At 64.5% G+C, this 23,593-nt stretch carries 22 protein-coding genes; 11 read left to right on the top strand and 11 right to left on the bottom strand.

Annotation, left to right across the window (positions count from 1 at the left end; all coding sequences use genetic code 11):
* Positions 1 to 20 precede the first annotated feature (20 nt).
* Positions 21 to 2,447 carry a glucan 1,4-alpha-glucosidase gene (locus tag FJW08_RS14620; protein WP_140811261.1) on the bottom strand — a complete coding sequence of 809 codons (2,427 nt, stop codon included), beginning with the start codon at positions 2,445 to 2,447 and terminating at the stop codon, positions 21 to 23.
* A gap of 204 nt (positions 2,448 to 2,651) precedes the next feature.
* On the opposite strand from FJW08_RS14620, the gene FJW08_RS14615 reads away from it, so the two are divergent.
* From FJW08_RS14615 to FJW08_RS14595, 5 genes are all read left to right on the top strand, one after another.
* Positions 2,652 to 3,665, top strand: a complete 1,014-nt coding sequence (locus FJW08_RS14615; RefSeq protein ID WP_140811156.1) for an ABC transporter substrate-binding protein — start codon at positions 2,652 to 2,654, stop codon at positions 3,663 to 3,665.
* A 48-nt stretch (positions 3,666 to 3,713) separates the two neighbouring features.
* Entirely contained in the window at positions 3,714 to 5,231 is a 1,518-nt protein-coding gene (locus FJW08_RS14610) for a sugar ABC transporter ATP-binding protein (RefSeq protein WP_246682350.1), read from the top strand.
* A 1-nt stretch (position 5,232) separates the two neighbouring features.
* Entirely contained in the window at positions 5,233 to 6,213 is a 981-nt protein-coding gene (locus FJW08_RS14605) for an ABC transporter permease (RefSeq protein ID WP_181178714.1), read from the top strand.
* A 3-nt stretch (positions 6,214 to 6,216) separates the two neighbouring features.
* On the top strand, positions 6,217 to 7,164 hold the full coding sequence (locus FJW08_RS14600; protein WP_140811155.1) for an ABC transporter permease: 948 nt from the start codon (positions 6,217 to 6,219) through the stop codon (positions 7,162 to 7,164).
* 119 nt (positions 7,165 to 7,283) lie between these two features.
* Positions 7,284 to 9,356 (top strand): 3-hydroxyacyl-CoA dehydrogenase NAD-binding domain-containing protein, encoded by a 2,073-nt coding sequence (locus FJW08_RS14595; RefSeq protein ID WP_140811154.1) that lies wholly within the window; start codon positions 7,284 to 7,286, stop codon positions 9,354 to 9,356.
* A 5-nt stretch (positions 9,357 to 9,361) separates the two neighbouring features.
* On the opposite strand, the gene FJW08_RS14590 is transcribed toward FJW08_RS14595, so the two are convergent.
* From FJW08_RS14590 to FJW08_RS14570, 5 genes are all read right to left on the bottom strand, one after another.
* Entirely contained in the window at positions 9,362 to 9,769 is a 408-nt protein-coding gene (locus tag FJW08_RS14590; RefSeq protein WP_140811153.1) for a Fur family transcriptional regulator, read from the bottom strand.
* Positions 9,756 to 10,580 carry a metal ABC transporter permease gene (locus FJW08_RS14585; protein ID WP_210241192.1) on the bottom strand — a complete coding sequence of 275 codons (825 nt, stop codon included), beginning with the start codon at positions 10,578 to 10,580 and terminating at the stop codon, positions 9,756 to 9,758. Before FJW08_RS14585 ends, FJW08_RS14590 begins: the two co-directional genes overlap by 14 nt.
* On the bottom strand, positions 10,564 to 11,358 hold the full coding sequence (locus tag FJW08_RS14580; RefSeq protein WP_140811152.1) for an ABC transporter ATP-binding protein: 795 nt from the start codon (positions 11,356 to 11,358) through the stop codon (positions 10,564 to 10,566). Before FJW08_RS14580 ends, FJW08_RS14585 begins: the two co-directional genes overlap by 17 nt.
* A gap of 10 nt (positions 11,359 to 11,368) precedes the next feature.
* A complete protein-coding gene (locus FJW08_RS14575; protein ID WP_140761542.1) occupies positions 11,369 to 12,250 on the bottom strand; it encodes a zinc ABC transporter substrate-binding protein in 882 nt (293 codons plus the stop codon).
* A 258-nt stretch (positions 12,251 to 12,508) separates the two neighbouring features.
* Positions 12,509 to 13,324, bottom strand: a complete 816-nt coding sequence (locus tag FJW08_RS14570) for a LuxR C-terminal-related transcriptional regulator (protein ID WP_140811151.1) — start codon at positions 13,322 to 13,324, stop codon at positions 12,509 to 12,511.
* Positions 13,325 to 13,437: 113 nt separating this feature from the next.
* On the opposite strand from FJW08_RS14570, the gene FJW08_RS14565 reads away from it, so the two are divergent.
* The 6 genes from FJW08_RS14565 to FJW08_RS14540 all read left to right on the top strand — a co-directional run bounded on the left by FJW08_RS14565 (position 13,438) and on the right by FJW08_RS14540 (position 19,318).
* The gene (locus FJW08_RS14565) at positions 13,438 to 14,574 is read left to right on the top strand and encodes an ABC transporter ATP-binding protein (RefSeq protein WP_140811149.1); all 1,137 of its coding nucleotides are present in this window, start codon (positions 13,438 to 13,440) and stop codon (positions 14,572 to 14,574) included.
* Complete coding sequence (locus FJW08_RS14560; RefSeq protein WP_140811148.1) at positions 14,555 to 15,718, top strand: spermidine/putrescine ABC transporter substrate-binding protein; 1,164 nt, start codon at positions 14,555 to 14,557, stop codon at positions 15,716 to 15,718. Before FJW08_RS14565 ends, FJW08_RS14560 begins: the two co-directional genes overlap by 20 nt.
* A gap of 63 nt (positions 15,719 to 15,781) precedes the next feature.
* Positions 15,782 to 16,645 carry an ABC transporter permease gene (locus FJW08_RS14555; protein ID WP_140811147.1) on the top strand — a complete coding sequence of 288 codons (864 nt, stop codon included), beginning with the start codon at positions 15,782 to 15,784 and terminating at the stop codon, positions 16,643 to 16,645.
* Complete coding sequence (locus FJW08_RS14550) at positions 16,645 to 17,457, top strand: ABC transporter permease (protein ID WP_140811146.1); 813 nt, start codon at positions 16,645 to 16,647, stop codon at positions 17,455 to 17,457. Before FJW08_RS14555 ends, FJW08_RS14550 begins: the two co-directional genes overlap by 1 nt.
* A 10-nt stretch (positions 17,458 to 17,467) precedes the next feature.
* A complete protein-coding gene (locus tag FJW08_RS14545) occupies positions 17,468 to 18,229 on the top strand; it encodes a glucose 1-dehydrogenase (protein ID WP_140811145.1) in 762 nt (253 codons plus the stop codon).
* 285 nt (positions 18,230 to 18,514) lie between these two features.
* Positions 18,515 to 19,318, top strand: a complete 804-nt coding sequence (locus FJW08_RS14540; RefSeq protein WP_140811144.1) for a hypothetical protein — start codon at positions 18,515 to 18,517, stop codon at positions 19,316 to 19,318.
* Between the two features lie 139 nt (positions 19,319 to 19,457).
* Here FJW08_RS14540 and FJW08_RS14535 read toward each other — a convergent pair whose 3' ends face one another.
* The 5 genes from FJW08_RS14535 to FJW08_RS14510 all read right to left on the bottom strand — a co-directional run bounded on the left by FJW08_RS14535 (position 19,458) and on the right by FJW08_RS14510 (position 23,581).
* A complete protein-coding gene (locus FJW08_RS14535; RefSeq protein WP_140811143.1) occupies positions 19,458 to 20,966 on the bottom strand; it encodes an aldehyde dehydrogenase family protein in 1,509 nt (502 codons plus the stop codon).
* Between the two features lie 20 nt (positions 20,967 to 20,986).
* Positions 20,987 to 21,331 (bottom strand): cupin domain-containing protein, encoded by a 345-nt coding sequence (locus FJW08_RS14530; protein ID WP_140811142.1) that lies wholly within the window; start codon positions 21,329 to 21,331, stop codon positions 20,987 to 20,989.
* Positions 21,332 to 21,353: 22 nt separating this feature from the next.
* Complete coding sequence (locus FJW08_RS14525; RefSeq protein ID WP_140811141.1) at positions 21,354 to 21,695, bottom strand: cupin domain-containing protein; 342 nt, start codon at positions 21,693 to 21,695, stop codon at positions 21,354 to 21,356.
* A 28-nt stretch (positions 21,696 to 21,723) separates the two neighbouring features.
* Positions 21,724 to 22,074 carry a cupin domain-containing protein gene (locus FJW08_RS14520; RefSeq protein WP_140761563.1) on the bottom strand — a complete coding sequence of 117 codons (351 nt, stop codon included), beginning with the start codon at positions 22,072 to 22,074 and terminating at the stop codon, positions 21,724 to 21,726.
* Positions 22,075 to 22,306: 232 nt separating this feature from the next.
* Entirely contained in the window at positions 22,307 to 23,581 is a 1,275-nt protein-coding gene (locus FJW08_RS14510; protein WP_140811140.1) for a glycosyltransferase, read from the bottom strand.
* Between the last annotated feature and the right edge of the window lie 12 nt (positions 23,582 to 23,593).

Here is a 23,593-nt window from a genome sequence, read left to right as displayed (position 1 = left end):
TGGGTTTGTCGAGGAAGGATCTACTGGCTGTCCTGAGCGCCTGACATGACGGAGAAGTCGACATTCTCCCAATCGCCGGTTCCGGGCCAGAAAAAAGTGAAGATCAGCGTGCGTCCGCTGGGGAGGTTGGCCGTGGGCAGATCGACAAGGTGGATGTCGAAAGCGTTTTCCGCCGTCTGGCTATCGTGGGCGGTTGCCCAGTTGTCGGCGCTCCAGTGGACGGTGGCTGCCGCCAGAAGCTCGACGCGCAATGTCTTGCCCTCGGGCAGCGTGCGGATCTTGTTGTTGAAGCGCCATGTCCTGAAGGGCGACACGGTCTTGTCCTCGATGTAGCGCTTCACGCCTTGCGGCGGCATGTCGAAGACGGCGCCGTCGCGCAGGGAGCGCAGCAGCTTGACATGTTCGGAATGCGCCCAGACCAGCGGCATGGCGCTGCCCGACGGCTTGCCATGCAGCAGCTCGCGGCCCGGAATATCGGCGCCGTCCCAGACCTGTTCCGGCAGCAGGCCGCCGGTTCCGGCCGAGCGTTCCAGCGTGTCGAGCAGGCTGGCCGCCTTGTCCTTGCGCCCGGCCGCGAGCTCGTAATGGGCGCGTTCGCCGGCGAGCAGGGGCCAGGGCCGGCCCTGACCGGTGCCGTCGAAAGGCGCGCCATCCTCATGCTCGCCATAGCCGTCGCTGTCATAGCGGTACCAGAGCGGCCCTTGCGGCAGCTCGCTGCGCAAATGCGCGTCGATGACCTTGATCGTGTCGACGATGCGCGGATCGTCGGCGGCCCTCAGGCCAAAGCGCACCAGCGCCAGCGCGTCGGGGCTGACGATTTCCTCGGCCGGTCGGTCCGTGTCGCCGGGTGGGCGATTCTTGATCGGCACGTAGCCGTCCTTCGGCGAGCTGGCATCGGCGCTGTCCGGCGGCGCGATGCGGACGTAGTAGCCGGCGACGCCGGCGGCCTTGCAGAGGGCGGTGCCGGTGACATAGGTCCAGCGCTCGACCTGGTCGTTCCAGCAGTCGGCGGTCTCGCGCAGATAGCTTGCCGCGGCCTGCTTGCCGCAGGCATCGAGCAGGTCGGCCGCGGCCAGCAGTGCGGCTATCTCGACGGCCAGCGTGAACGGGCTGTAACCGGCGTCTTCTTCCCAGCGGTCCTCGCCGGTGACGGGTCCATTGCGCACGACATAAGAAGCGGCACTCTCGATCATCTGCAGGAAGGTCTTGAGCCTGGCACTCGGCAAGTGGCCAGCGCGATGCAGGGCATCGGCCAGCAGCAGGGGGAAGGCGCATTCGTCCATCTGGATGCCGGGCCAATAGGCCGTGCCGTCGAGCCAGGCGTTCTGCGGCCAATGGCCGTCCGGCTGCTGAATGGAGCGGAGGTATTCCAGGATCCAAAGGGCCGAAGCGGCATCGCCGGCGGCGAGAAAGCCGCCCGCCGTTTCGACCAGGTCGCGTGGCCAGACCAGGTGATAGCCCCCGAGATCATCGTCGCCCTTGTCGAACCCCCACGGGATCGACAGGCTGGCCACCGCCGCGCCCGGCATGACCGATGACCGGTGGGTGGCCAGCACCGCGGTGGAGACGCGGTAGCCGTTCACTCCCGGCACTCCGGGCGTCCGGTCGCGGTCCAGTGGCAGCAGCCCGGCCTGCCATTCGCGCCATTTTTCGACATAGGATTTCGCCGCCGGTTCAAATCCCCGCTTCAGGCTGGCGAAGGCGTTTTCGGCTGCTTCGTCCGGCGTCGTCCCAAAACCCAGCGCCAGCACGGCTTTTGTGTTGGTGGCGGTGAAGCCGATCTCGCCGGTCAGCGCGACATTGCCGTCCTCGGCGCGACAGCATGCCGGATCGAGCTTGCCGGCATGGTTCAATTGCTGCCAACCATCGGAGACGCCGACATAGCCGGCCGAACAATCCCGCCAGGGCAGCGACGAGGCCAGCGCCAGGTAGGTGCCGCGCCCCGAGGCAAAAAGGACGGGCTTTCCCTGGTATTCGCCGACCCAGGCGGTGTTGCCCATGCCGGCATTGACCAGATGCGGCGCCAGAAGCGCGTAGACGCGGTAATCGGCCGGAACGCCCTCGAGCGGGGTGAAGGTGATCTCCTGCAGCAAGGTCGGGCGAGCCGGATCGGCCAGAATGCGCTTCTCGATCCGGTAGGCGCCGTCATCAGCCGTATTGGCCAGCCTGTAGGCGGGCACGCCGTCCTCGAACGGCTCGATGCCGTGCGTGGCATCGCGTTTTTCCTCGGAGAAATATCCATCCTTGCCGGTGACGATCAGGCCGAGGTCGCGCGTGCAGGCGCTGTCGACGCCGGGATAATAGATCTCATTCAGGATGCCGTGGCTGATCGTGAACCAGACAGGGCCGGCCGACGAGAGAGAAGTTCCGACGCCGCTTTTGGCGCTCGACGTCCAGCGCGCCGGAATTCCCGGGGCTCCAGGGGGAACGATCGGCGTCACCGCCATGCTTTTCAGCCTCATGAGCCATGCCTAGCCCATTCACCGAAGCGCTTTCAATCATTGCACCGCAAGTTGATCGCCGGCCTTTCGCGGATTGCAGTTGACAGCCCGCCGGCCCTGCTGCACTTTTGTCTGATAATAGATAAAAAACAGGTACGCAATCGCGACGCTCATCAGTAGCAGACCAGCAACACTCGGGAGGAGTATGACATGAAGAAACTGTTCGTTCTGGGCACCTTCGCAGCAGTGCTCGCAGCCGGCACGGCACTCGCCGACACCAGCGGCAAGAAAATCGCATTCTCGAACAATTACGCCGGCAATTCGTGGCGGCAGGCGATGCTCGACAGCTACGCCATCGTCACCAAGAAGGCGGTCGACGACAAGATCGTCGCCGCGGCCGATGTCTTCACCACCGCCGACAAGGAGGTGCCGACGCAGGCAGCGCAGGTACAAAACCTGATCCTGCAGGGCTATGACGCCATCGTCATCAACGCCGCCTCGCCGGATGCGCTCAACGGCGCCATCAAGCAGGCCTGCGACGCCGGCATCACCGTCGTTTCCTTCGACGGCACGGTGACCGAGCCTTGCGCCTACCGCGTGGTCGTCGACTTCAAGGACATGGGCAAGCAGGAAGTCGAGCATATGGCCAAGTTCCAGCCCAAGGGCGGCAATCTGCTTGAAATCCGGGGCCTGGCCGGAACCTCGATCGACGACGCCATCCATGCCGGCATCCTCGAGGGTGTGGCCGCGCATCCCGAGTTCAAGATCGTCGGCTCGGTCACCGGCGACTGGGACCAGACCACAGCGCAGAAAGCGGTCGCGACCATCCTGCCGTCGCTGCCCGACGTCGTCGGCGTCGTCGACCAGGGCGGCGACGGCTATGGCGCCGCGCAAGCCTTCGCCGCCGCCAACAAGCCGCGGCCGACCATCATTATGGGCAACCGGCAGGACGAATTGAAGTGGTGGAAGGAACAGAAGGAGAAGGACGGCTACCAGACCTGGTCGGCCTCGATCGCGCCCGGCGTGTCGACGCTCGCCTTCTGGGTGGCGCAGCAGGTGCTCGATGGCCGCAAGGACATCCCGCACGACCTGCTGGTGCCGTATCTCGCCTTCACCCAGGACGATTTCGAGGCGGCCCTGCCGAAGATCAAGGAGGGTGGTGTCGCCACCCACGAATACACGCAGGAAGATGCCATCGCGGCGATCAAAGCCAACATCAAGTGAACGTCGCACACGCGTTGCCCGGGCATCACTGAGCGGATATCGTTGAGCATGGCCGCAGGCAACACGGACATCAGACTTGGCGGCGCCGAAAAACATTTCGGCGCCGCCAATATTGACATCGTAAGACTGAACGGTGCCGAAAAACATTTCGGCGCCGTTCGCGCGCTGGGCGGGGTGGATTTCCATGTCGGACCCGGCGAATGCGTCGGCCTCGTTGGCCATAACGGCGCCGGCAAGTCGACGCTGATGCACATGGTGGCCGGCACCTCGAAGCCCGACAGCGGGACGATCGGCGTGCATGGCGGCATCGAGGACAATTATTCCGTATCGCGGGCACAGCAGCTCGGCATACGCTGCGTGTTCCAGGAACTGTCGCTGTGTCCCAATCTCAGCGTCGCCGAGAACACGCGCATCAACCATGCGTCGCTCTCCGGCTTCGGCTGGCGGCGCAAGGCCGCCGAGCTGATCGCCGCCAAGCTCGATGAGATCTTCCCGGACCATGGCATCTCGGCCTGGGACATTGTCGGCGATCTGTCGATCGGCCGGCGGCAGATGGTCGAGGTGGCGCGCGCCTTTACCGTGACGCAGGACCGGCTCGACCTGGTCATCCTCGACGAGCCGACTTCGTCGCTCGACGCGCACACGGCCGGCCAGCTGCTGGCCTTCGTGCGCCGCTTCGTCGCCGGCGGGAAAAGCTGCATCCTGATCTCACACGTGCTGGGTGAAGTGTTGCGGAACGCTGACCGGATCGTGGTGATGCGCGACGGCAAGATGGTGGCGTCGGACGCGGCTGGTGCCTTCGATCGCGACCGGCTGGTGACGGTGATGGGTGGGGCGGCGGCGCGCGAGAAGACCGCCGCACAGGCCGCTGCCGCCAAGCCAGGCGCCAGACCGCTGCGCGTCCGGGCGCGGCCCGCCGGGCAGACCGACGGCAAGGACCTTGTCGCCTGCGGGGGCGAGATCATCGGCCTTGCCGGGCTGGCCGGCCACGGACAGACCGACTTGCTGCTGCGGATCTTCGACGCCGCCGCACGCGCCAAGGCCGGCATCGAGGTCACGGCGCCGGTGGCGCTGGTGGCGGGGGACCGCCAGTCGGACGGTATTTTCCCGCAATGGTCGATTGCACAGAATATCGGCATCCGTTCGCTGGCGCGTCTGCGTAACGGGTTGCTGATCTCGCCGCGCCGCGAGGCGGAGCTCGCCGATGCCTGGAAGAAGAAGATCGGCATCCGCACGCCCGACATGAACAACAACATCTTCTCGCTATCGGGCGGCAACCAGCAGAAGGCCCTGTTTGCCCGTGCGCTGGGCTCCGATGCCGAAATCGTGCTGATGGACGATCCGATGCGCGGCGTCGACATCGGCACCAAGCTGGAGGTCTACGACCTCGTGCGCGAGGAGGCGGGCCGCGGCCGCACCTTCCTCTGGTACACGACCGAAACCGAAGAGCTCGACAATTGCGACCACATCTATGTCTTCAAGAACGGCCGCATCGTCGCCAACCTGACGCGCGACGAGCTGACGGAAGAGAAGATCATCCAGTCCTCCTTCGGCGATGCGGCCTGAGATGACGGCGACGCCGATCGACAATGGCTTCAAGGGATCGGCGGCACGCAACGCGGCGGCGCGGGCCCGGCTGTTGCGCGGCCTGCTGCCGGCGCTTTCGCTGGCGCTGGTGTTGGCGGCAATCGCCTGGCTCAACCCGCGCGCCATCAGCTATTTCGGCTTCAGCCTGATGCTGAACCTGGCGATTCCGATCGCGCTGGCGACAATCGCGCAGATGTTCGTCATCGCCGGCAACGAGCTCGACCTCTCGATCGGCACCTTTGTCGGCTTTGTCGGCTGCGTCACCGCGACATGGCTGAAGGACGCACCGCTTATCGGCGTCGCGATACTGCTCGGGTCGATCGGCATCTATGCGCTGCTCGGCGCGCTGATCCATCTGCGCAACCTGCCTTCCATCGTGGTGACGCTCGGCATGAGTTTCGTCTGGCAGGGGCTGGCCATCCTCGTCCTGCCCAAACCCGGCGGCAAGGCGCCCGACTGGCTGCTGGCGATCATGTCCTTCAAGCCGCCCTTCATTCCGTTCCCGATCATCGCCGCGCTGCTGATTGCGGCGGTCGTGCATTTCGGCCTGATGCGCACCTCGTACGGCGTGATCCTGCGCGGCTCCGGCGGCAATCCGGCGGCGCTGCGGCGGGCCGGCTGGTCGCTGCTCAAGACCAAGATCGTGCTGTTTGCGCTTGCCGGCCTCTTCGGCGTGCTGTCGGGCATGGCGCTGATCGGCATCACCACCTCCGCGGATGCCAATATCGGCAATGGTTACACGCTGCTGGCCATCGCCGGCGTCATCCTCGGTGGCGGCGAGTTCGTCGGCGGCCGGGTCTCGCCGATCGGCGCTGTCATTGGCGCGCTGACGCTGGCGCTGGCCGCCTCGCCGCTACTCACCTTCATGCACATTCCGCCCGACTGGCAGGTGGCGGCCAACGGCGCCATCCTGATCATCGTGCTGGCGGCGCGGGTGCTGATCAGCCGCAGGGAAAGGTGAGCGATGGCTTCGCTGAAAACGCTGCTCACAAAACCCTGGATCTGGTCGTTTGTCGGCGCGCTGCTGGTGTGGCTGGCGACGATCGCCTTCACCGGCGGCTATGGCGGCGGCGGCATGGTCACGGCCGCATTGTCGCTTGCCGTGTTCACCGTCATCGTCGGCGTCGGCCAGATGTTCGTCATCACGCTCGGACCCGGTAATGTCGACCTGTCGTTGCCAGCCAATATCGGCCTGGCAAGCGCGGTTGCGATGAAGGTGATGGGCGGCAGCGATGCCATGATCGTGGTCGGATTGCTGGCGGCGCTCGCCTGCGGTGCCGCGATCGGCGCCATCAACTATCTGCTGATCTGGGCGCTGCGCATTCCGCCGATCATCGCGACGCTGTCGGCGAGCTTCATCATCCAGTCGGTCGATATCAGTTATGGGCGCGGGCTGCAGATCAAGCCGCCGCCGGGCTTCGCCGATTTCACCAACTGGCAGGTGCTGGGCATTCCCGTGCTGGCGATCCTCACCGTGCTGTTCACCATCGGCGCGGCCATCGCCCTGCAGCGCATGATCTATGGCCGCTCGGTGCTGGCGATCGGCCAGAACATCCGCGCCGCCTGGCTCGCCGGCGTCAAGGTCGGGCGCATCCGCTTCCTCACCTACACGCTGTCGGGGACGCTGGGTGGCATCGACGGCGCGCTGCTCGCAGGCTATTTCCGCGGCGCCAATGTCGATATCGGCAACGAATACCTGCTCGCTTCGATCGCCGTCGTCGTCATCGGCGGCACGTCGGTGGCCGGCGGCAAGGCCAATGTGCCCGGCGTCTGGGGTGCGGCGCTGTTCCTGGTGCTGCTTTTGACCATGCTCAACACATTCGGCGTCAGCGCCGGCGTGCGGCTCTTGCTGACGGGGCTGATCATCGTAGGGGTGATCACGGCGGCCGGTGGTGAGAAGGCGGTGCGCTGACCGCAACGTCTACGACGCGCCCGCTGCCTGTCGGGCCAACAATTGGACCAGCCGGTTCCCATTTGTAACGTGGCCTAGTAAACCGGTCCGCGATGTCAGTCGGTCTCGGGAGGCTCCGCTTGTCCAGTTCTGTCAGTGTCGCGAACGAAGGTGGCGTCGCCATCGTCATCATCGACAATCCTCCGGTCAACGCGCTGAGTTTTCACGTCCGCGAGCCGCTGATGCAGGCGCTGGTCGCTCTGCGCGATGACACATCGGTCGCGGCAATCGTCATTGCTTGCGCCGGGCGGACCTTCGTTGCCGGCGCCGACATCACCGAGTTCGGCAAGCCGGTACAGCAGCCGGAATTGCGCGCCATCGTGGCGGTGCTCGAAGCCATCGCCAAGCCGACCGTCGCCGCCATCCACGGCACCGCGTTCGGCGGCGGGCTGGAACTGGCGCTCGGCTGCCATTTCCGCGTTGCCGATGCCGGCGCCAGACTCGGCCTTCCCGAAGTGAAGCTCGGTATCCTGCCCGGTGGCGGCGGCACTGTGCGGCTGCCGCGCCTGGTGGGCGCAGCCAAGGCCCTGAAGATGATCGTTTCAGGCGCACCGATCGGTGCCGATGAGGCACACGGCGCCGGCCTGGTGGATGCCGTTTTCGAAGGCGATCTGACCACCCACGCGGTGAATTTCGCCCGCGAAATGGCCCGCAAGGGTGGTCCCTTCACGCCGGTGCGCGATCGCGATGAGGGACTTAGGGAAGCCGACCTGGCGGCCTTCGATGCCGAGGCGACGGATTTGGTCAGGAAGGCGCGCGGCCTCGACGCGCCGATCGCCTGTGCCCAGGCGGTGCGCAATGCCGTCACGCTGCCCTTCGACGAGGCGCTGGCGGCCGAGCGGGCGCTGTTCGTCAAACTCGTCGCCAGCGACCAGTCGCGCGCGCAGCGGCACCTGTTCTTCGCCGAACGCGAGGCGACAAAACTTCCCGGCAAGGATATCATCAAGCGCAGGATCGCCCGCGTCGGCGTCATCGGCGCCGGCACGATGGGCGGTGGCATCGCCATGGCTTTCGTCAATGGCGGCTTTCCCGTCACCTTGCTTGAAACCAGCCAGGAAGCGTTGCAGCGGGGGCTGGCCACGATCGAGAAGAATTACACCGTCTCGGTCACACGCGGCTCCTTGAGCGAAGACGTCAAGCGGCAGCGGCTCGGCCAATTCAAAGGCTCGATCGACCACGCCGACCTCGCCGATTGCGAGCTGATCGTCGAGGCGGCGTTCGAGGACATGGCGGTCAAGAAAGAAATCTTCGGCAAGCTCGACGCAGTGGCGAAACCAGGCGCTATCCTTGCCACCAACACATCCTATCTCGACGTCGACGAGATCGCCGCCTCGACCTCGCGGCCGCAAGATGTGCTCGGCCTGCATTTCTTCTCGCCGGCCAACGTCATGAAGCTGCTGGAGATCGTGCGCGCCGAGAAGACGGCGCCCGATGCGCTGGCGACCGTGGTCGACCTCGCCCGGCGGATCGGCAAGGTGGCTGTCGTCGTCGGCGTCTGCCACGGCTTCGTCGGCAACCGCATGCTGGCCGCGCGCGGCTCTGAATCGGAAGCGTTGCTGCTGGAAGGCGCGACACCCAGCCAGATCGACAAGGCGTTCACCGATTTCGGCTGGCCGATGGGGCCGTTCCAGATGGGCGACCTGGCCGGCCTCGACATCGGCTGGCGCAACCGCAAGGCGCGCGGCTTGACGGCCGTCATCGCCGACACGCTGTGCGAACAGGGCCGTTTCGGCCAGAAGACCAGCCGTGGCTTCTATCTCTACGAGAACGGTTCGCGCACGCCGGTACCCGATCCCGAGGTCGAGGCGCTGATCCGCGACAAGGCCGCCGAGAGGGGCATCGCGCCGCGCACGATAGGCGCCGACGAGATCATCGAACGCACACTCTATCCCCTGATCAACGAGGGGGCGAAGATCCTGGAGGAAGGGATCGCGGCCCGTGCCTCCGACATCGATGTCGTCTGGGTCAATGGCTACGGTTTTCCCGTCGGCAAGGGTGGTCCGATGTTCTGGGCCGGCCTCGAAGGCGGGGCCAGGATCGTCGAGCGGCTCGAGCATTGGTATCGGCAGACCGGCAAGGATGTCTTCAAGCCGGCCCCGCTGCTTCGGCGCATGGCCGAGACGGGCTCGTGGGATACCGACGCGACGGGCTGACCGAGCTATCCCCGATCCCGTTCGAGCATGCAGTCGGCGCAGCGGCCGTTGACCTCTATGCTCGTCGCCTCGATGTCAAAGCGTTCGCGCGCGGCCCATTCGGCGAGCCGGCGGTCGGTGATGTCGTCGCTGAATTCGGTGACCCGGCCGCATTGTTCACAGACCGCCAGGATCGTGGTTCTCGGACCATGGGCATGCCGACCGGCGCAGGGCACGAAAGCATTGAGGCTTTCGACCTTGTGAACCGCGCCATTCTCGATGAGCTTCTTGACCGCCCGGTAGACCTGTACCGGTGATTTGATGCCATGCGGCCTGATATCGCTCAGAATGTCGTAGGCGCTGACCGGCCTGCCGGCGCGTGAAATGGCCGCCAGCACCAGCTTCTGGTTCCGGGTGAGTTCAGGATCTGTCATCGGCGACCGGGCGTCGGGCCATCGTGCGTTGCGCGATGCCGCTGACCAGATAGGCTGATGTACCCAGCGCGGTGATCCAGAAACTCGTCGGCCAGTCGGTCAGGTAGGCAAGCGACAGGCTGATCCAGGCGATGGTGACGGCCAATGCCATCGAGATCGTTATGCCGGCGAGTACCCCTTGCGTCAGTCGAAGCGCGGTCGCGGCGGGAGCCACCATCAACGCGAAGACAAGCAGCACGCCGACGATTTGTACAGCTTCCGAAGTGGCGAAGGCGACGAGCACCATGAAAAGGGTCGAGACGAGGTTGAGGGGCACGCCCCTTGCCTCGGCGAGTTCCGGCTGCAGGCTGGCGAACAGCAGCGGCCGGGCGATCAGCACCAAAGCGACCAGGATCGCTACCGCCAGCGCCGCGAGCACGATGACGGTGCGCAGGCTGATGCCCAGAACATTGCCGAACAGCACGTTGGTCGCCTGCGAGGCGAAGGCGGTGTAGAAATGCAGGAACAGAAGGCCGAGGCCGAGCGACAGCGTCAGCACGATGCCGATGGCGACGTCGCGATGCGCGCGCTCGCCAAGCAAGCCGATACCGATGCCGGCGACGACGGTGAACACGGTCAGGCCGAAGAACGGCGACAGCCCGATGAGGCCGGCGCCGGTGGCGCCGGGGAAGCCGACATGAGCGAGCGCATGGCCGGCGAAGGTCTGGCCCCTGAGCACCAGGAAATAGCCGACCGCGCCGGCGACGATGCCGACCACCGTGCAGGCATAGAAGGCGTTGCGCATGAATTCATAGTCAAAGATCGTGGACATGCGCCTCGCCTTCCAGTTCCACATCGTCAGCCATCACGAAGATGCGCCCGGCGACCCGCACGACATTGATCGACGTGCTGTAGAGTTCCGACAGCACCGGCCCGCTGATGACCTCGTCGACACTTCCGATCGCGGCCTTGCCGTTGCCGAGGTAGAGCACGCGATCGACGGCGCGCAGGAGCGGGTTGATCTCGTGCGAGCAGAACAGCACCGCGATGCCGAGCCGCTCGCCGATCTCGTGCACGAGGTCGATGATCGTCCGCTGGTGCGCCGCGTCGAGGCTGATCAGCGGCTCGTCGAGCAGCAGGAGCTTGGGGTCGCCGATCAGCGACTGGGCGATCAGGATGCGCTGGCGCTCGCCGCCGGAGAGCTCTGCCAGCGGACGCCGGGCGAGGTCGCTCGCTCCGACGGCTTCGAGCGCTTTCCAGGCGGCTTCCTTCTCGGTGGCGGAAGCAACCGGCCAACCCCAGCGGTGGCCGCCGGCCGCGATGAGGACGAAATCCAGGCCGCTGATCCCCGTCTGGGTCAGGGCACGCCGCGCCTGCGGCATGTAGCCGATATCAGCGTTGCCGCGCGTCGGCGGTTTGCCGAGCACCGAAATGGCGCCGCCGGCCGGCTTGATGAGGCCGAGGATGGCGCGCAGCATCGTCGTCTTGCCGGCGCCATTGGCGCCGAGCAAGCCGACAAAGGCGCCTTGCGGAATCGAAAAGGAGACGTCGGACAAAACCCGGCGTCCCCCATAGGTCAGCGTGACCTTGGCGAACTCAATTGCATTCATTCGGTCACGTTCATTGTGTGCGGGCTGCGAGCGCCTTCTGGACCGCGTCGATCTGGCCGCCGAACCAGCTCTGGATCGTCTTGCCGGCGGGCTCCGTTTCGGTGACGCCGATAACGGTGACCTTGTTCTGCTTGGCGAGGTCGAGAAGCCGGGTCGTCGCCGGATCGGTCACCTGCGAATTGTAGAACAGGATCTTGGCCGAACCATCCTTCAGGCTGTTTTCGAATGCCGCGACCTGTGTCGCGCTTGGCTCGGCGTCGTTCATCACCGTGACCTGGAAATCATAGTTCAGCATCTTGAGGCCGAGCGCCTCGGCCATGTAGCCGAACACAGGCTCGGTGGCGGTCACCTCGGTGCCGGCATAGGCTTTCTTGACGGCTGCGATTTCCTTGTCGATGCCGTCGAGCGAGGCCTGGAATTGCTTGAGATTGGCCTCGTAATGCGCCGCGTTGGCGGGATCGCGCTTCGACAGCTCGGCGGCGAGCGTCTTGGCGACCGCCGGCAGCGTCGTCGGGTTGTACCAGAGATGCGGGTTGTCGCCTGACTTCTTGCCGATCAGGTCGGCGGCGACGATGGCCGTGCGGTCCGGCTTGCTCGATGCGGCGAGCAGCTTGTCCATCCATGGGTCGTAGTCGGCGCCGTTATAGATGATGACCTTGGCATCGGCGATGGTGCGCGCCGTCGACGGGCTGGTCTCGAAGAGATGCGGATCGTCGTCGGGATTGGACAGGATGCTGGTGACGGCGACATGGCTGCCGCCGATCTGACGAGCAAGATCGCCATAGAAATTCTCGGCGGCAACGATGTTCAGCTTGTCTTCTGCCCGGGCAATGGTGCCGGTCAGCAGCGGCGCCGCAACCAGCAGCGCGGCCAGGAAGGGAAGGGAACGCATCCTTGGTCTCCTTTGGAAAGTCGGGGGCGGACTCAATACACCGCCACGCGTGTCACGTTGTGGCATATCCGTTACAGTATAACGTTTACGGTAGAAATCCGAGACGATCAATGGCACTTTCCGATGCAGCCATGTTTGGCGGACACAAAACCGTGACCTCGGTCAGCATGGCAAAGCCATTCGGGATTGGCCGAAGCGATCGATGTCTCCGCCCGTCGCCGAAGCATGCGGTCCGTCAGCACGGACGCATTCGCCCCTTCAATTCCTTATCCGCGCGTCGATGATCTCGACGAAGCGGGCGAAGAGGCCGGCCTGCGACTTGATCTTGAGCTTGCGGTAGATGTTGCGGCGATGGACCTTCACGGTTCCCGGCACGATGCGCATCGCCCTGGCGATCGATTCCGTCGAATGGCCCTGCAGCACCAGGTCGACGACGTGCTTTTCGCGCGGCGTCAGCGACAGGCTTTTCCAGATATGGGCGCGGTCGAATTCGTTGACCGCGGCTATTTCCGCGTCCTGCTTCGTCTCGGCCGGTTCGTCGGCGGGGAGGGCAGGCCAGCGCAATCGGATGAAGCTGATCACCGCCGGCGCCATGTCGCGCAGCAGCCTGGCATCGGCGGTGCCGAACGGGCCGGAAGCGCTGAGCCGCATCAGCGACAGCACCAGCGCGTCCTTGCCAGGCAGCGGCACGAAGAAGCCGACCTCCTCGGCCAGTTTGGTCTGGCTGTAGTAGGAGCGAAAATATTCGCTGGCGTAGAAACGATCAGGCGCGAGTTCCCGCATGCGCCAGAAGCCTTCCTTGCGCTCGACCGCCGCGTGGTGGAACGGGTCGAGCAGGTAAGGCCCTTCCTGGTAGAGCGCGACGAAGACGTGGCTTTCGGCCGGTGTGAAGGTCTCGAACAGCAGTGGCGGTCGTGAGGCGCCGCGATAGCCGAAGATCACGCAGTGGTCGAAGCCGACATGCTGCCGCAGCCAATCGACCATCGCTTGGCCGAACAGGTCGCCGCTCGTCTCCCGCGTCGCCGCGACAAGGGTGGCGAGCCGGCTGTATTCGTCGTTGCGGGAAGCGCTCAACCCATACCCCCTTAAACGAGAAAATAGATCAGATATACCACCTGCGAGGTATATACTAGCTGCCATTGGCTCTGCTAGCGTCTTGAAATCGCATCGTCCTGGAGCCCGCAGCCTTGACCGCAGTGCCCGACATCGAGTTTCGCGGCGTCACCAAGCGCTATGGCGCGGTGACCGCCGTCAGCGGCATAGATCTTGCCATACCGCCTTCCGCCTTCGTTGCGCTGCTCGGACCTTCCGGCTGCGGCAAGACGACCTGCCTGCGCATGATCGGCGGTTTCGAGCAGCCGAGCGAAGGCCAGGTGTTCATCCGCGGCCAGGACATGGCCGGCACGCCGCCCTACCGGCGGCCGGTCAACATGGTGTTCCAGCAATACGCGCTGTTTCCGCATCTCGACGTGGAAGCTAATGTTTCCTACGGGCTGCGCCAGGCGAGGCCACGGCTGTCGTCGCGCGAGATAGGCCGGCGGGCCGGCGAAGCGCTCGAAATGGTGCGGCTCGCCGGCTATGGCGACCGCAAGATCCACGAACTGTCCGGCGGCCAACAGCAGCGTGTGGCGCTGGCGCGGGCGCTGGTCAACAAGCCGGCGGTGCTGTTGCTCGACGAGCCGCTGGCGGCGCTCGACAAGAAGCTGCGCACCGACATGCAGATCGAGCTGCAGAACCTGCAGCGCGAGATCGGCATCACCTTCGTGCTGGTCACCCACGACCAGGAGGAAGCGCTGTCGATGAGCGATTTCGTCTGCGTCATGAATGGCGGCCGCATCGTCCAGCTCGGCCAGCCGAGCGAGATCTATGACGAGCCGGCTGATCTGTTCGTGGCCGATTTCGTCGGCAAGACCAATCTGCTTGCCGGCAAGGTCGCGGGGCATACGGGCGAGCTGGTGGACGTGGCGCTGGCGGACGGCACCGTCATTGCGGCGCGCAAGCGCACCACCCTGCAGCAAGGCGAGGTCGTCTCGGTCAGCCTGCGTCCTGAATCACTCAGCCTTGGCGCTCCTGAGAGCGGTCCGCTCAAGGGCGTCGTCCGCAATCGGATTTTCCTGGGATCGACGGCGGAATACGCGATCGAGGTCCAGGGCATCGGAACATTACTCGCCAAGGCCGACCATCTGATCGGCAACGGCAATCTCTTCAAGCCGGGTGAACCCGTCGCCATCGGCTATGCCTCCGGAACGCCGCTGGCGTTTTCGGAAACCAAGAACAACGGGACCAACCAGAGGGTAAACAAACATGTCGAAATCATATCGTGACGGACTGCCGATAAGCTCCGAGAATTTCGTCGACCAGCTGATGCGTTTGAAGCGCGGCTCGATCGGCCGCCGCGACTTCCTCGGTCTCACCGGCCTCGGTATCGCCACGGCGGTGATGGCGCGCGAGATCGGCATCATGCCGACGCCGGCCTTTGCCGCCGAGAGCCTTGGCGACCGCATGTCGATCGCCACCTGGCCGAATTACCATGACCCGCAGACCTTCGAGAACTTCAAGAAGGACACCGGCGTCGCGGTCGAGGTCAACGTGTTCGGCTCCAATGAGGAGATGCTGGCCAAGCTGCAGGCCGGCGCCTCGGGTTGGAGCCTGTTCGTGCCGACCAATTATACGATCTCGACCTACAAGAAGCTCGGCATCATCGAGCCGCTGGAGATGGCGAAGCTGCCGAATTTCGACGGCACCCAGGAAGATCCGCGCTTCACCTCGGAGGGCACGATCGACAAGGTGATCTACGCCGTGCCGAAGAACTGGGGCACGACAGGCTTTGCCGTCAACACCAAGAAGCTCAGCAAGCCGATGACGAGCTGGAAGGAGTTCTGGGATACCGCCATGGCCGAAGGCGATGGCCGCACCATGGTGCATGACTACCAGCTCACGACCATCGGCAGCGCGCTGAAATATTACGGCTATTCGTTCAATTCGCTGAAGCAGGATGAGCTCGCCAAGGCGGAGGAATTGCTGCTGAAGGTCAAGCCGCATCTGTTCGCCGTCTCGTCCGACTACCAGCCGGGCATGCGCGCGGGCGACGCCTGGATGACCATGTGCTGGACCAATGACGGCGCGCAGCTGCATCGCGACATCCCCGAGATCGCCTATGTGCTGGGCAAGGAAGGCGGCGAGATCTGGACCGATTTTTATGCCATCCCGAAGGACGCGCCGAACAAGCCCGCCGGCTATGCCTTGCTCAACTATCTGATGAACCCGCAGGTCGCGGTGAAGGAGCACCTGGCCAATGGCGCACCTTCCACCGACGCGCGCGTCAACAAGCTGCTGCCCAAGGAAGTGCTCGACAATCCGATCCTCTACCCGGCGGCGGACCTGTTGACGCCACTCGAATTCGGCGCGGCGGCGACGCTGACCGACCCCGGCCGCGCTGAACTGATGGCGCGCTTCAAATCGGCTTGAGACTGGCCTGGACAAAGACAATCGACCGGCGGGCTCGTGTCCGCCGGCACCGGGACGGTTTCAATGCACGGCAACAGATTTCGGCGTAATTTCCTGACCGCCTTGCTGCTCGCTCCGGCGACAGTATGGCTGGTGGTGTTCCTGGTGCTGCCGTTCATCGCCATTGCCGTGTTCAGCGTCGGCGAGCGGGCGCCCGAGGGCGGCTACCAGGCGGCCTTCACACTGGCGCAATACGCCAATCTTCCGGCGCGGGCGACCGCGTTCTGGAACACGATGGTGCTGGCGCCGGTGGGAGCGCTCGCCTGCCTGCTCGTCGCCTATCCGGTCGCTTATTACCTTGCCTTGCAGGCGCCGCAGCGCTGGCGGCTGATCCTGCTCGCGCTGGTCGTCATTCCGTTCTGGACCAGCCTTCTGATGCGCACCTATGCCTGGATGTACATTCTGGGCGGACGCGGCATACCGGCGCTGCTCGCCTTTGTCGGCATCGAGGATGTCAGGCTGATCAACACGCCGGGCGCCGTCCTGCTCGGCATCATCTACGGCTATCTGCCGCTGATGATCCTGCCGATCTATGTCAGCCTCGAGCGGCTCGACCGAAGGCTGCTGGAAGCCTCCGCCGATCTCGGTGCGACGCCATTGTCAACCTTTCTGGGCGTGACCTTGAAACTGTCGCTGCCGGGCGTGATGACCGGCTTCTCGCTGGTCATGATCCTGCTGCTTGGCGAATATTTGATCCCAACGCTGCTTGGCGGCGGCAAGGTATTCTTCATCGGCAATGCGCTGGTGGACCTGTTCCTGCAGTCGCGCAACTGGCCGTTCGGCTCGGCCATCGCAATCACGCTGGTGCTGGTTTCGGTGGTGGTGCTGATTGCCGCCAACCGCATTTCGAACCGGGTTGCGGGCGCCCGCCGGGTGGACCTGATCTGATGCGCGCCTTCGTCATCGCCATCTTCGCGTTCCTTTATCTGCCGATCGTGCTGGTCGTGCTGTTCTCCTTCAATGCCGGCCACCATGCCAGCGAGTTCACCGGCTTCTCGGTGCAATGGTACGGGAAGGCGCTGTCCAACCCGTTCCTGGTCGAGGCGCTGAAGAACAGCCTGTTCATCGCCACCACCAGCGCCCTGCTGGCGGCGGTGTTCGGCACCGCGGCGGCCCTTGGCTTGGCGCGTGTCGGCATCAGAACCCGTGCCATCTTCGACGGGTTGCTTGGTGCGGCGATCGTCGTTCCGGGCGTCGTCATCGGCATCTCGACGCTGGTCGCGCTCGTCCAGCTGTTCGCCGTCGTCAATCCATTCCTCGCCTCGATCTGGCCCGGCGACCAGCCGCCGCGCCTGTCGCTCGGCTACGGCTCGATCATCGCCGCGCATGGCCTGTTCTCGATGGCGCTGGTGACGGTGATCGTCGGCACGCGGCTGGGCAGCCTCGACCGCAATCTCGTCGAGGCTTCCAGCGACCTCTACGCCACGCCGCTGACGACCTTTCGTTCGATCGTCCTGCCGCAGATCATGCCAGCGGTGATCGCCGGCTTCCTGCTCGCCTTCACCTTCTCTTTCGACGACTTCATCGTTGCCTTCTTCGTCGCCGGCGCGCAGACGACGCTGCCGATCTATGTCTTTGCCTCCATCCGGCGCGGCGTGACGCCGGAGATCAACGCCATCGCGACGATCGTGCTCGTTGCTTCCGTCCTGCTCGTGGTGCTTGCCCAATGGCAGCTGCGCCAGCGCAAGCCATCAAACTGAAAGCCGCTCCATGATCCTCAAAGACCGCATCGCCGTGGTGACAGGCGCCGGCTCCGGCATCGGACGTGCCGGCGCCATGATCATGGGTCGGGAAGGCGCGATGGTCGTCATCGCCGACCGGGATGCGGCCGCCGGCGAGGCAACAGCTTCAGAGATCCGGGCATTGGGCGGTCTGGCCGAGGCCATCGCCACCGATGTCGGAGAGGACGCGGCTGTCGAGCAACTCATTACCGGCACGCTGGAAAAGCATGGGCGCATCGACATCCTGCACAATCATGCCGGCATCCAAGTCGGCGGCACGCTGACCGAGGTCGAAACCGACGGCATGGACGCCTCCTGGCGGGTCAATGTGCGGGCGCAGTTCCTCGCGGCGAGGATCGTCATGCCGTCTATGATCGCGCAAGGGGGCGGCGTCATCCTCAACACGGCTTCGAATTCAGGTGTGTTCTACGACCGCGAAATGATCGCCTATGCGACGTCCAAACATGCCGTGGTGGCGATGACCAGGCAGATGTCGCTCGACTATGCCCGGCACAATGTACGCGTCAACGCGCTCTGCCCGGGCTGGGTCGACACGCCGTTCAACGAACCGTTCATCGCCCAGATGGGCGGACGCGAGGCGATCGAAACCTATGTCCGCACCAAGATCCCGATGGGGCGCTGGGCCGTGGCTGAAGAGATCGCCGAGGCGATCCTGTTCCTGGTGTCGGACCGTTCGTCCTTCATGACCGGGCAGGCGCTGGTGATCGATGGCGGCGAAAGTATCGGCTGAGACCTCCGCTTTCATCTATCGACCTTTCCATTTCAGCCCCTTTTTGCTGCGGTTTCGCGTGGTGCCGGACGGCACAGGACCATGGTCTGGTTGGCATGGGACTTCAGTGCCATGGCAGGGCCAAGGCGGTAATTTCCCTTTCTTTTCAAGTGGATACGAGTTTTTGGCGGCGCCTGCTCTCGCATTGCGACCGAGTTTGTCTAAAGTTTACCGGGTATAATTAGCGATTTCTCATACCGAGATGGTTCAGCGGTGGGCGAGAACGCGATTCCCGAGGAGATTACCATGACAAACCGGAAAACACTGTTCGCGGCGCTGGCCGCATTGGCGCTTCTGGCGTCTCCGGCGCTCGCCGGCAATGGGCACGGCAATGGCGGCGGTAATGGCAACGGCGGCGGCAACGGCAATGGCGGGGGCAACGGCAATAGCGGAACTCACGGGAATGGTGGCGGCAACAGCGGCGCTTCGCACGGCAAGTCGTCGACGGCGCCGGGACATGCGGCCAAGTCGGAGACGGACACAACCACCGATACCACGGTCGATACGACCACAACGGTCTCGTCCGTATCGAAGGAGAAGAACATCCACGCCAAACTCGGCCGGCTGAACTCGCTGCAGCGCAACATCAACGCCTATATGAACTCCAAGAGCAAGAAGTTCGCCGCCATTCAGGCATTCGTAACGCAATCGGCGACAGCCAAAAATGCGCAGGCAGCTGCTGCCGCGGCCGCCGCCACTGCCGCCGCCGCCCAGGCCCAGCTGGATGCACTGAATTCGCAGCTGGCCGCGCTGGCGTCGCTGTCGCAGGCCGAGATCGACGCCCTGCCACCCGAACAGCAACCGGCGGCGCTGCAGGCTGACATCACCGCCCAGCAGGCGGTGGTCGACGCCGACAATGCGGCGGCTAAGCAGGCGGCGGACGCTGCAACCGCGGCGGCGGTCGGTACCGACCCGGCAGCGCTCGACGCGGCGCTGACGGACATGGCCAACAAGCCTGTCGATGCCGAGGTCACGGCCTGGGCCCAAGGCGTCCTTGCCGACAAGATCGACCAGACGGCGGCCAAGCTTCAGGCGGGAACGACGCCGTAGCGGTTCGTCGCTGAAAAGGCGGTAGCCAGTCAAAGGAGGTGCCGCTGGACGTTGTCCGGCGGCATCGCTTTTCCTGCTCGCGCCACTGGTCGAAGGGATTGAGAAACAACAAGCGCGTGGTGTTGCCGCGCGCCATTTTTCATACGTGTTTGCGACCGCCGGTCTCGCGGAACCAGCTGTCGGGGTAGGGATACCACCAGTCCTGGATTGCCGGCCTGTGGTCGATGATGACCATCTTCGAGCGGCGGAAGGCGTCGAGCCCCTGGCGGCCGAGTTCGCGGCCGAGGCCTGACGCCTTCCAGCCGCCGAAGGGCAGGGCGTCATTGTCGATCAGCGGGTTGTTGACCCAGACCATGCCGGCCTCGAGCCGTTCGGCCGCCTCATGCGCTTCAGCCAGATTCGTCGTGAACACCGAGGCACCAAGGCCGAACGGGCTGTCATTGGCGAGCTGGATCGCCTCGTCGAAATCCTTCACCCGGCAGATCGCGGCGACCGGCCCGAAACACTCTTCGCGCGCGATCGCCATGTCGGGGTTTACGCCGGTCAGGATGGTCGGCTCGTAGAACCATCCAGTGTTGTGCGCCGGCGGGATGCGGCCGCCAGTGACGGCCTTGGCACCATTGGCAATGGCATCGTCGACAAGGCGCATGACCTTGGCGCGAGCCGCCTCGCTGACCAGCGGGCCGATCTCGGTCTTGTGCATGCCGTTGCCGATGCGCAGAGCGCGCGTCCTTTCGGCAAACAATTCGACGAAGCGGTCATGCACGGCATCGACGACGAAGAAGCGCTCGGCCGAGGTGCAAACCTGGCCGGTGAGGTGGAAGGCGGCGGTGACGCTGCCGGCAGCCGCGACCTCCAGCGGGGCGTGTTCGCTGATGATCAGCGGATCGCTGCCGCCGGCCTCGATGACGCAGGGCTTCATGCGTTCGGCGCAGGCCACCGCAACCGCCTTGCCGGCGGCGACCGAGCCGGTGAAGGCAACCGCGTGCGTGCGCTCGGAGGCGATCAGCGCCTGCGCGGTTGCCGCGCCGCCGGGCAGGCAGGAGACCAAGCCTTTCGGCAGCGCGCGGAAGACGGTCATGTACTCCAGCGTCGACAGCGTCGTCGCTTCGGCCGGCTTGACGATGCAGGCATTGCCGGCGGCGAGCGAGGCGGCGACGGTCCAGCACATCAGCAGGATCGGGAAATTGTAGGGCATGATATGGACGGAGACGCCGTAGGGCTCGTAGCGCGCATATTGGAACGAACCGGCCTGCGTCGTGCCGGCGACCTTACCGGCATCGTCGCGCGCCATCTCGGCATAGTAGCGGAAGATCGGCGCGCAATTGGCGATCTCGCCTATGGCTTCGGGATAAGGCTTGCCCATCTCGCGCACCATCAGTTCGGCGCAACGCGTGAGGTCCGCCGCCTCGATGGCATTGGCGACGGCGTGCAGATGTTTTGCCCGGCTCTTGGCATCGAGCTTTTTCCAGGCAAGCTGCGCCTTGGTCGCGGCGGTGAGCACGGCGTCGATCTCGCCGTCGCTGGCCGCCGCAATCGCGCCGACGGTTTCCAGCGTCGCCGGATCGATGACCGGCCTGTTCGCACCGGTCATCGGGCGGTAGTCCGGGTTGACGAAGAAAGTCGGCCGGTCAGGGGAGAAATGCATGGACATCCTCTCAGAACCGCTCAGCGGATCATGTAGACCTTCTTGATGGTCTCATGAACGGTGCAGACGCCTTTCCAGTCCTGCGGAAAGAAGGCCGCCGTGTCCGGCTCGATCTCGATGACCTCACCGGATTCATGCACATAGGTGCAGCGGCCTTCGAGGAAGTGGCAGAATTCGTCGCGGGTGACGTGGCAGTGCCACTTGCCTGGCGTGCAGACCCAGAGGCCGCATTCGGAACGTCCTTCCGGCCCCTTGTAGAGCAGCTTGCCCGACGTATGGGACTCACCCTCGATCATCGTCGGGATGACGCCCCAGTCGACGAGGTCCGTGACGGCAAGCGGCGATTGCATGATCGGCGTGGTCATTTGGATTTCCCTGGTAAAGTGCTCACCGGCACATGAAGGCCTTGGTCAGCGTTTGCGTGATGATGGAGATGCCGGTCCAGCCGGCGGGGAAGAAGACGAGCGTGCCGGCTCCAACCGGAATGTCTTCGCCATCGTCCCTGACATAACTGCCGCGCCCCGACAGGAAATGACAGAACTCGTCGGCGGCAAAGGTCACCTTGCGGGTGCCCGGCGTGCACGACCACAGGCCGCACTCGCTCGATCCGTCAGGATTTTTCGAGAGGGTCTTGCCTGAGGCCCGCGGCGCGCCGGCGAGCGTGTTGGCGCCCGCGGCCCAATCCTCCAGCTCCACGGTCGAGGCATCAGGCCAATGCGGTGTCGACATATCTTGCTCCCATGCGGCTGATTCTTGCTCAGGCCAGCATGTAGACGTTGCGCATGGTCTCATGCACGGTGCATTCGCCCGTCCAGTCGGCGTGAAACATGACCACGCTTCCCCTGGAGACTTCTATCACCTCGCCGACATCCGACCGGTAGGTCGCACGGCCGGCGACGAAGTGGCACAGTTCGTCGCGCGGGATCGAGAGGCGCCAGCGGCCTGGCGTGCAGACCCATATGCCGGATTCCGGCTGATTGTTGGGACCTTTGTGCACGAGCTTGCCGGTGGAGTGGGAGGTGCCGGACAGGGCGTCAGGTTGAGTGCCCCAGTCGACGAGATCGGTGCGGGTCGAGGCTTGGCGGAGGTGCGGGGCGGAGGAGGTCATGAGCGGGCTCCATAGTTGTGCTCCCCCTGGATTCGTTGCTGCTCTACGAGGCCCCCCTCTGTCCTGCCGGACATCTCCCCCTCAAGGGGGGAGATCGGATGTCGTCCCGGTTTTCGCCAATCACCAAGATCGCCAAGGGAGAACCGGCCGCTAAGCTGCCAATCTCCCCCCTTGAGGGGGAGATGTCCGGCAGGACAGAGGGGGGCGCCTGGGCTCGGCATTGCAATTCCAATCACAGCAACCCCTCCAACAAACCCGCCGCCTTCTCAGGCCCATTCTGCGCCTGCATCTGTGCCGACGTCTTCGCCAGCCTCGCCTTCATCTTGGCATCGGTCAGGCAGGCTTCGATCTTGGCAACGAGCTCGGCATCCGTCCAATCATAGCGCGGCATGCCGAAGCCGTGGCCGGTTTCCTCGACGCGGGTGGCGTTGTCGTGGCCGTCCCAGACATAGGGCATGATGATGGCCGGCTTGCCGAAATAGAGGCACTCGGTGAACGAGTTGTTGCCGCCATGGTGGATGACCGCATCGACCTGCGGGATCACGGAAGGCTGCGGGAACCAGCCGTCGACGATGACGTTGCCGGGCACGTCGGTGTACTGATCCTTGTAGGCGCCGACATTGACCAGCGCGCGGTAGCGGGTCTTGCCCAGCGTCGCGATGATGCGCTTCAAAAGCTCGACGTCGCCGGCGCCCAGGCTGCCGAAGGAGACATAGAGCAGCGGACCGTCATTATTCTCTGTGAAGGTCGGGACGGTGTAGGGCTTTTCCTGCCGCACGCAGCCTTCGAGGTACTGGAATTTTGCCGGGTCGAGCGGGTGGGTGCGCTTGAACTTCGCCGCCTCGGGATAAAGCAGCAGATTCAAGTACGGCGAGGGCTCGAAGAACTGGCCGATCGGATAGGCTGCCTCATCGTTGGTGGTGAGGAACGCATTGAAGTCGTCATGGATCGGCTTGATCACCGCGTTGAAATGGTCGCGGTAGCGCCGGTGTCCGGCGTGGTCGTTTTCGCCGCAACCGGAGAGATGCGGCGGGATGCCCTCGTCCTCGATCTCGTTTTCCGAGCAGGAGATGACGCGCACCCAGGGCTTGCCGAACTGCTTGATCGCCGGGAACAGGATGACGTTGTCGACGCAGATCACATCCGGCTTTATGGCGGAAAGCACGCGCGGCAGATCCTTCTGCGCCCATTTGGCACTGTCGACGATCGCCGTCCAGCAATCCTTGACGTAATTGTCGACCTGGTCGTAGGGCGATTTGCGGAAGTTCGGGATGTGGCCGTTGATGAAATCTTCCCAGAACTTGGCCATCTGCTCGGGTGGCATTGGTTCGGAGAGGTTCACCGGATGTGCCTCGAAGCCATAGCCCTTGTAGACATCGACGAAGCCCGGGTCGGACAGGAACACCGCTTTGTGTCCGCGCGCTTCCACGGCTTGCGCGATGCCGACGGAATTCAGCGCTGGGCCGTAGGCGGCTTCGGGAAAAAACGCGATCGTCTTCTGCGCCATCAGGCTATTCCT

It is taken from the genome of Mesorhizobium sp. B3-2-1 (assembly GCF_006439515.1).
Classification (GTDB): domain Bacteria; phylum Pseudomonadota; class Alphaproteobacteria; order Rhizobiales; family Rhizobiaceae; genus Mesorhizobium.
Note: the sequence above shows the minus strand (reverse complement) of the source record. Positions and strands in the feature narration are given on the sequence as shown.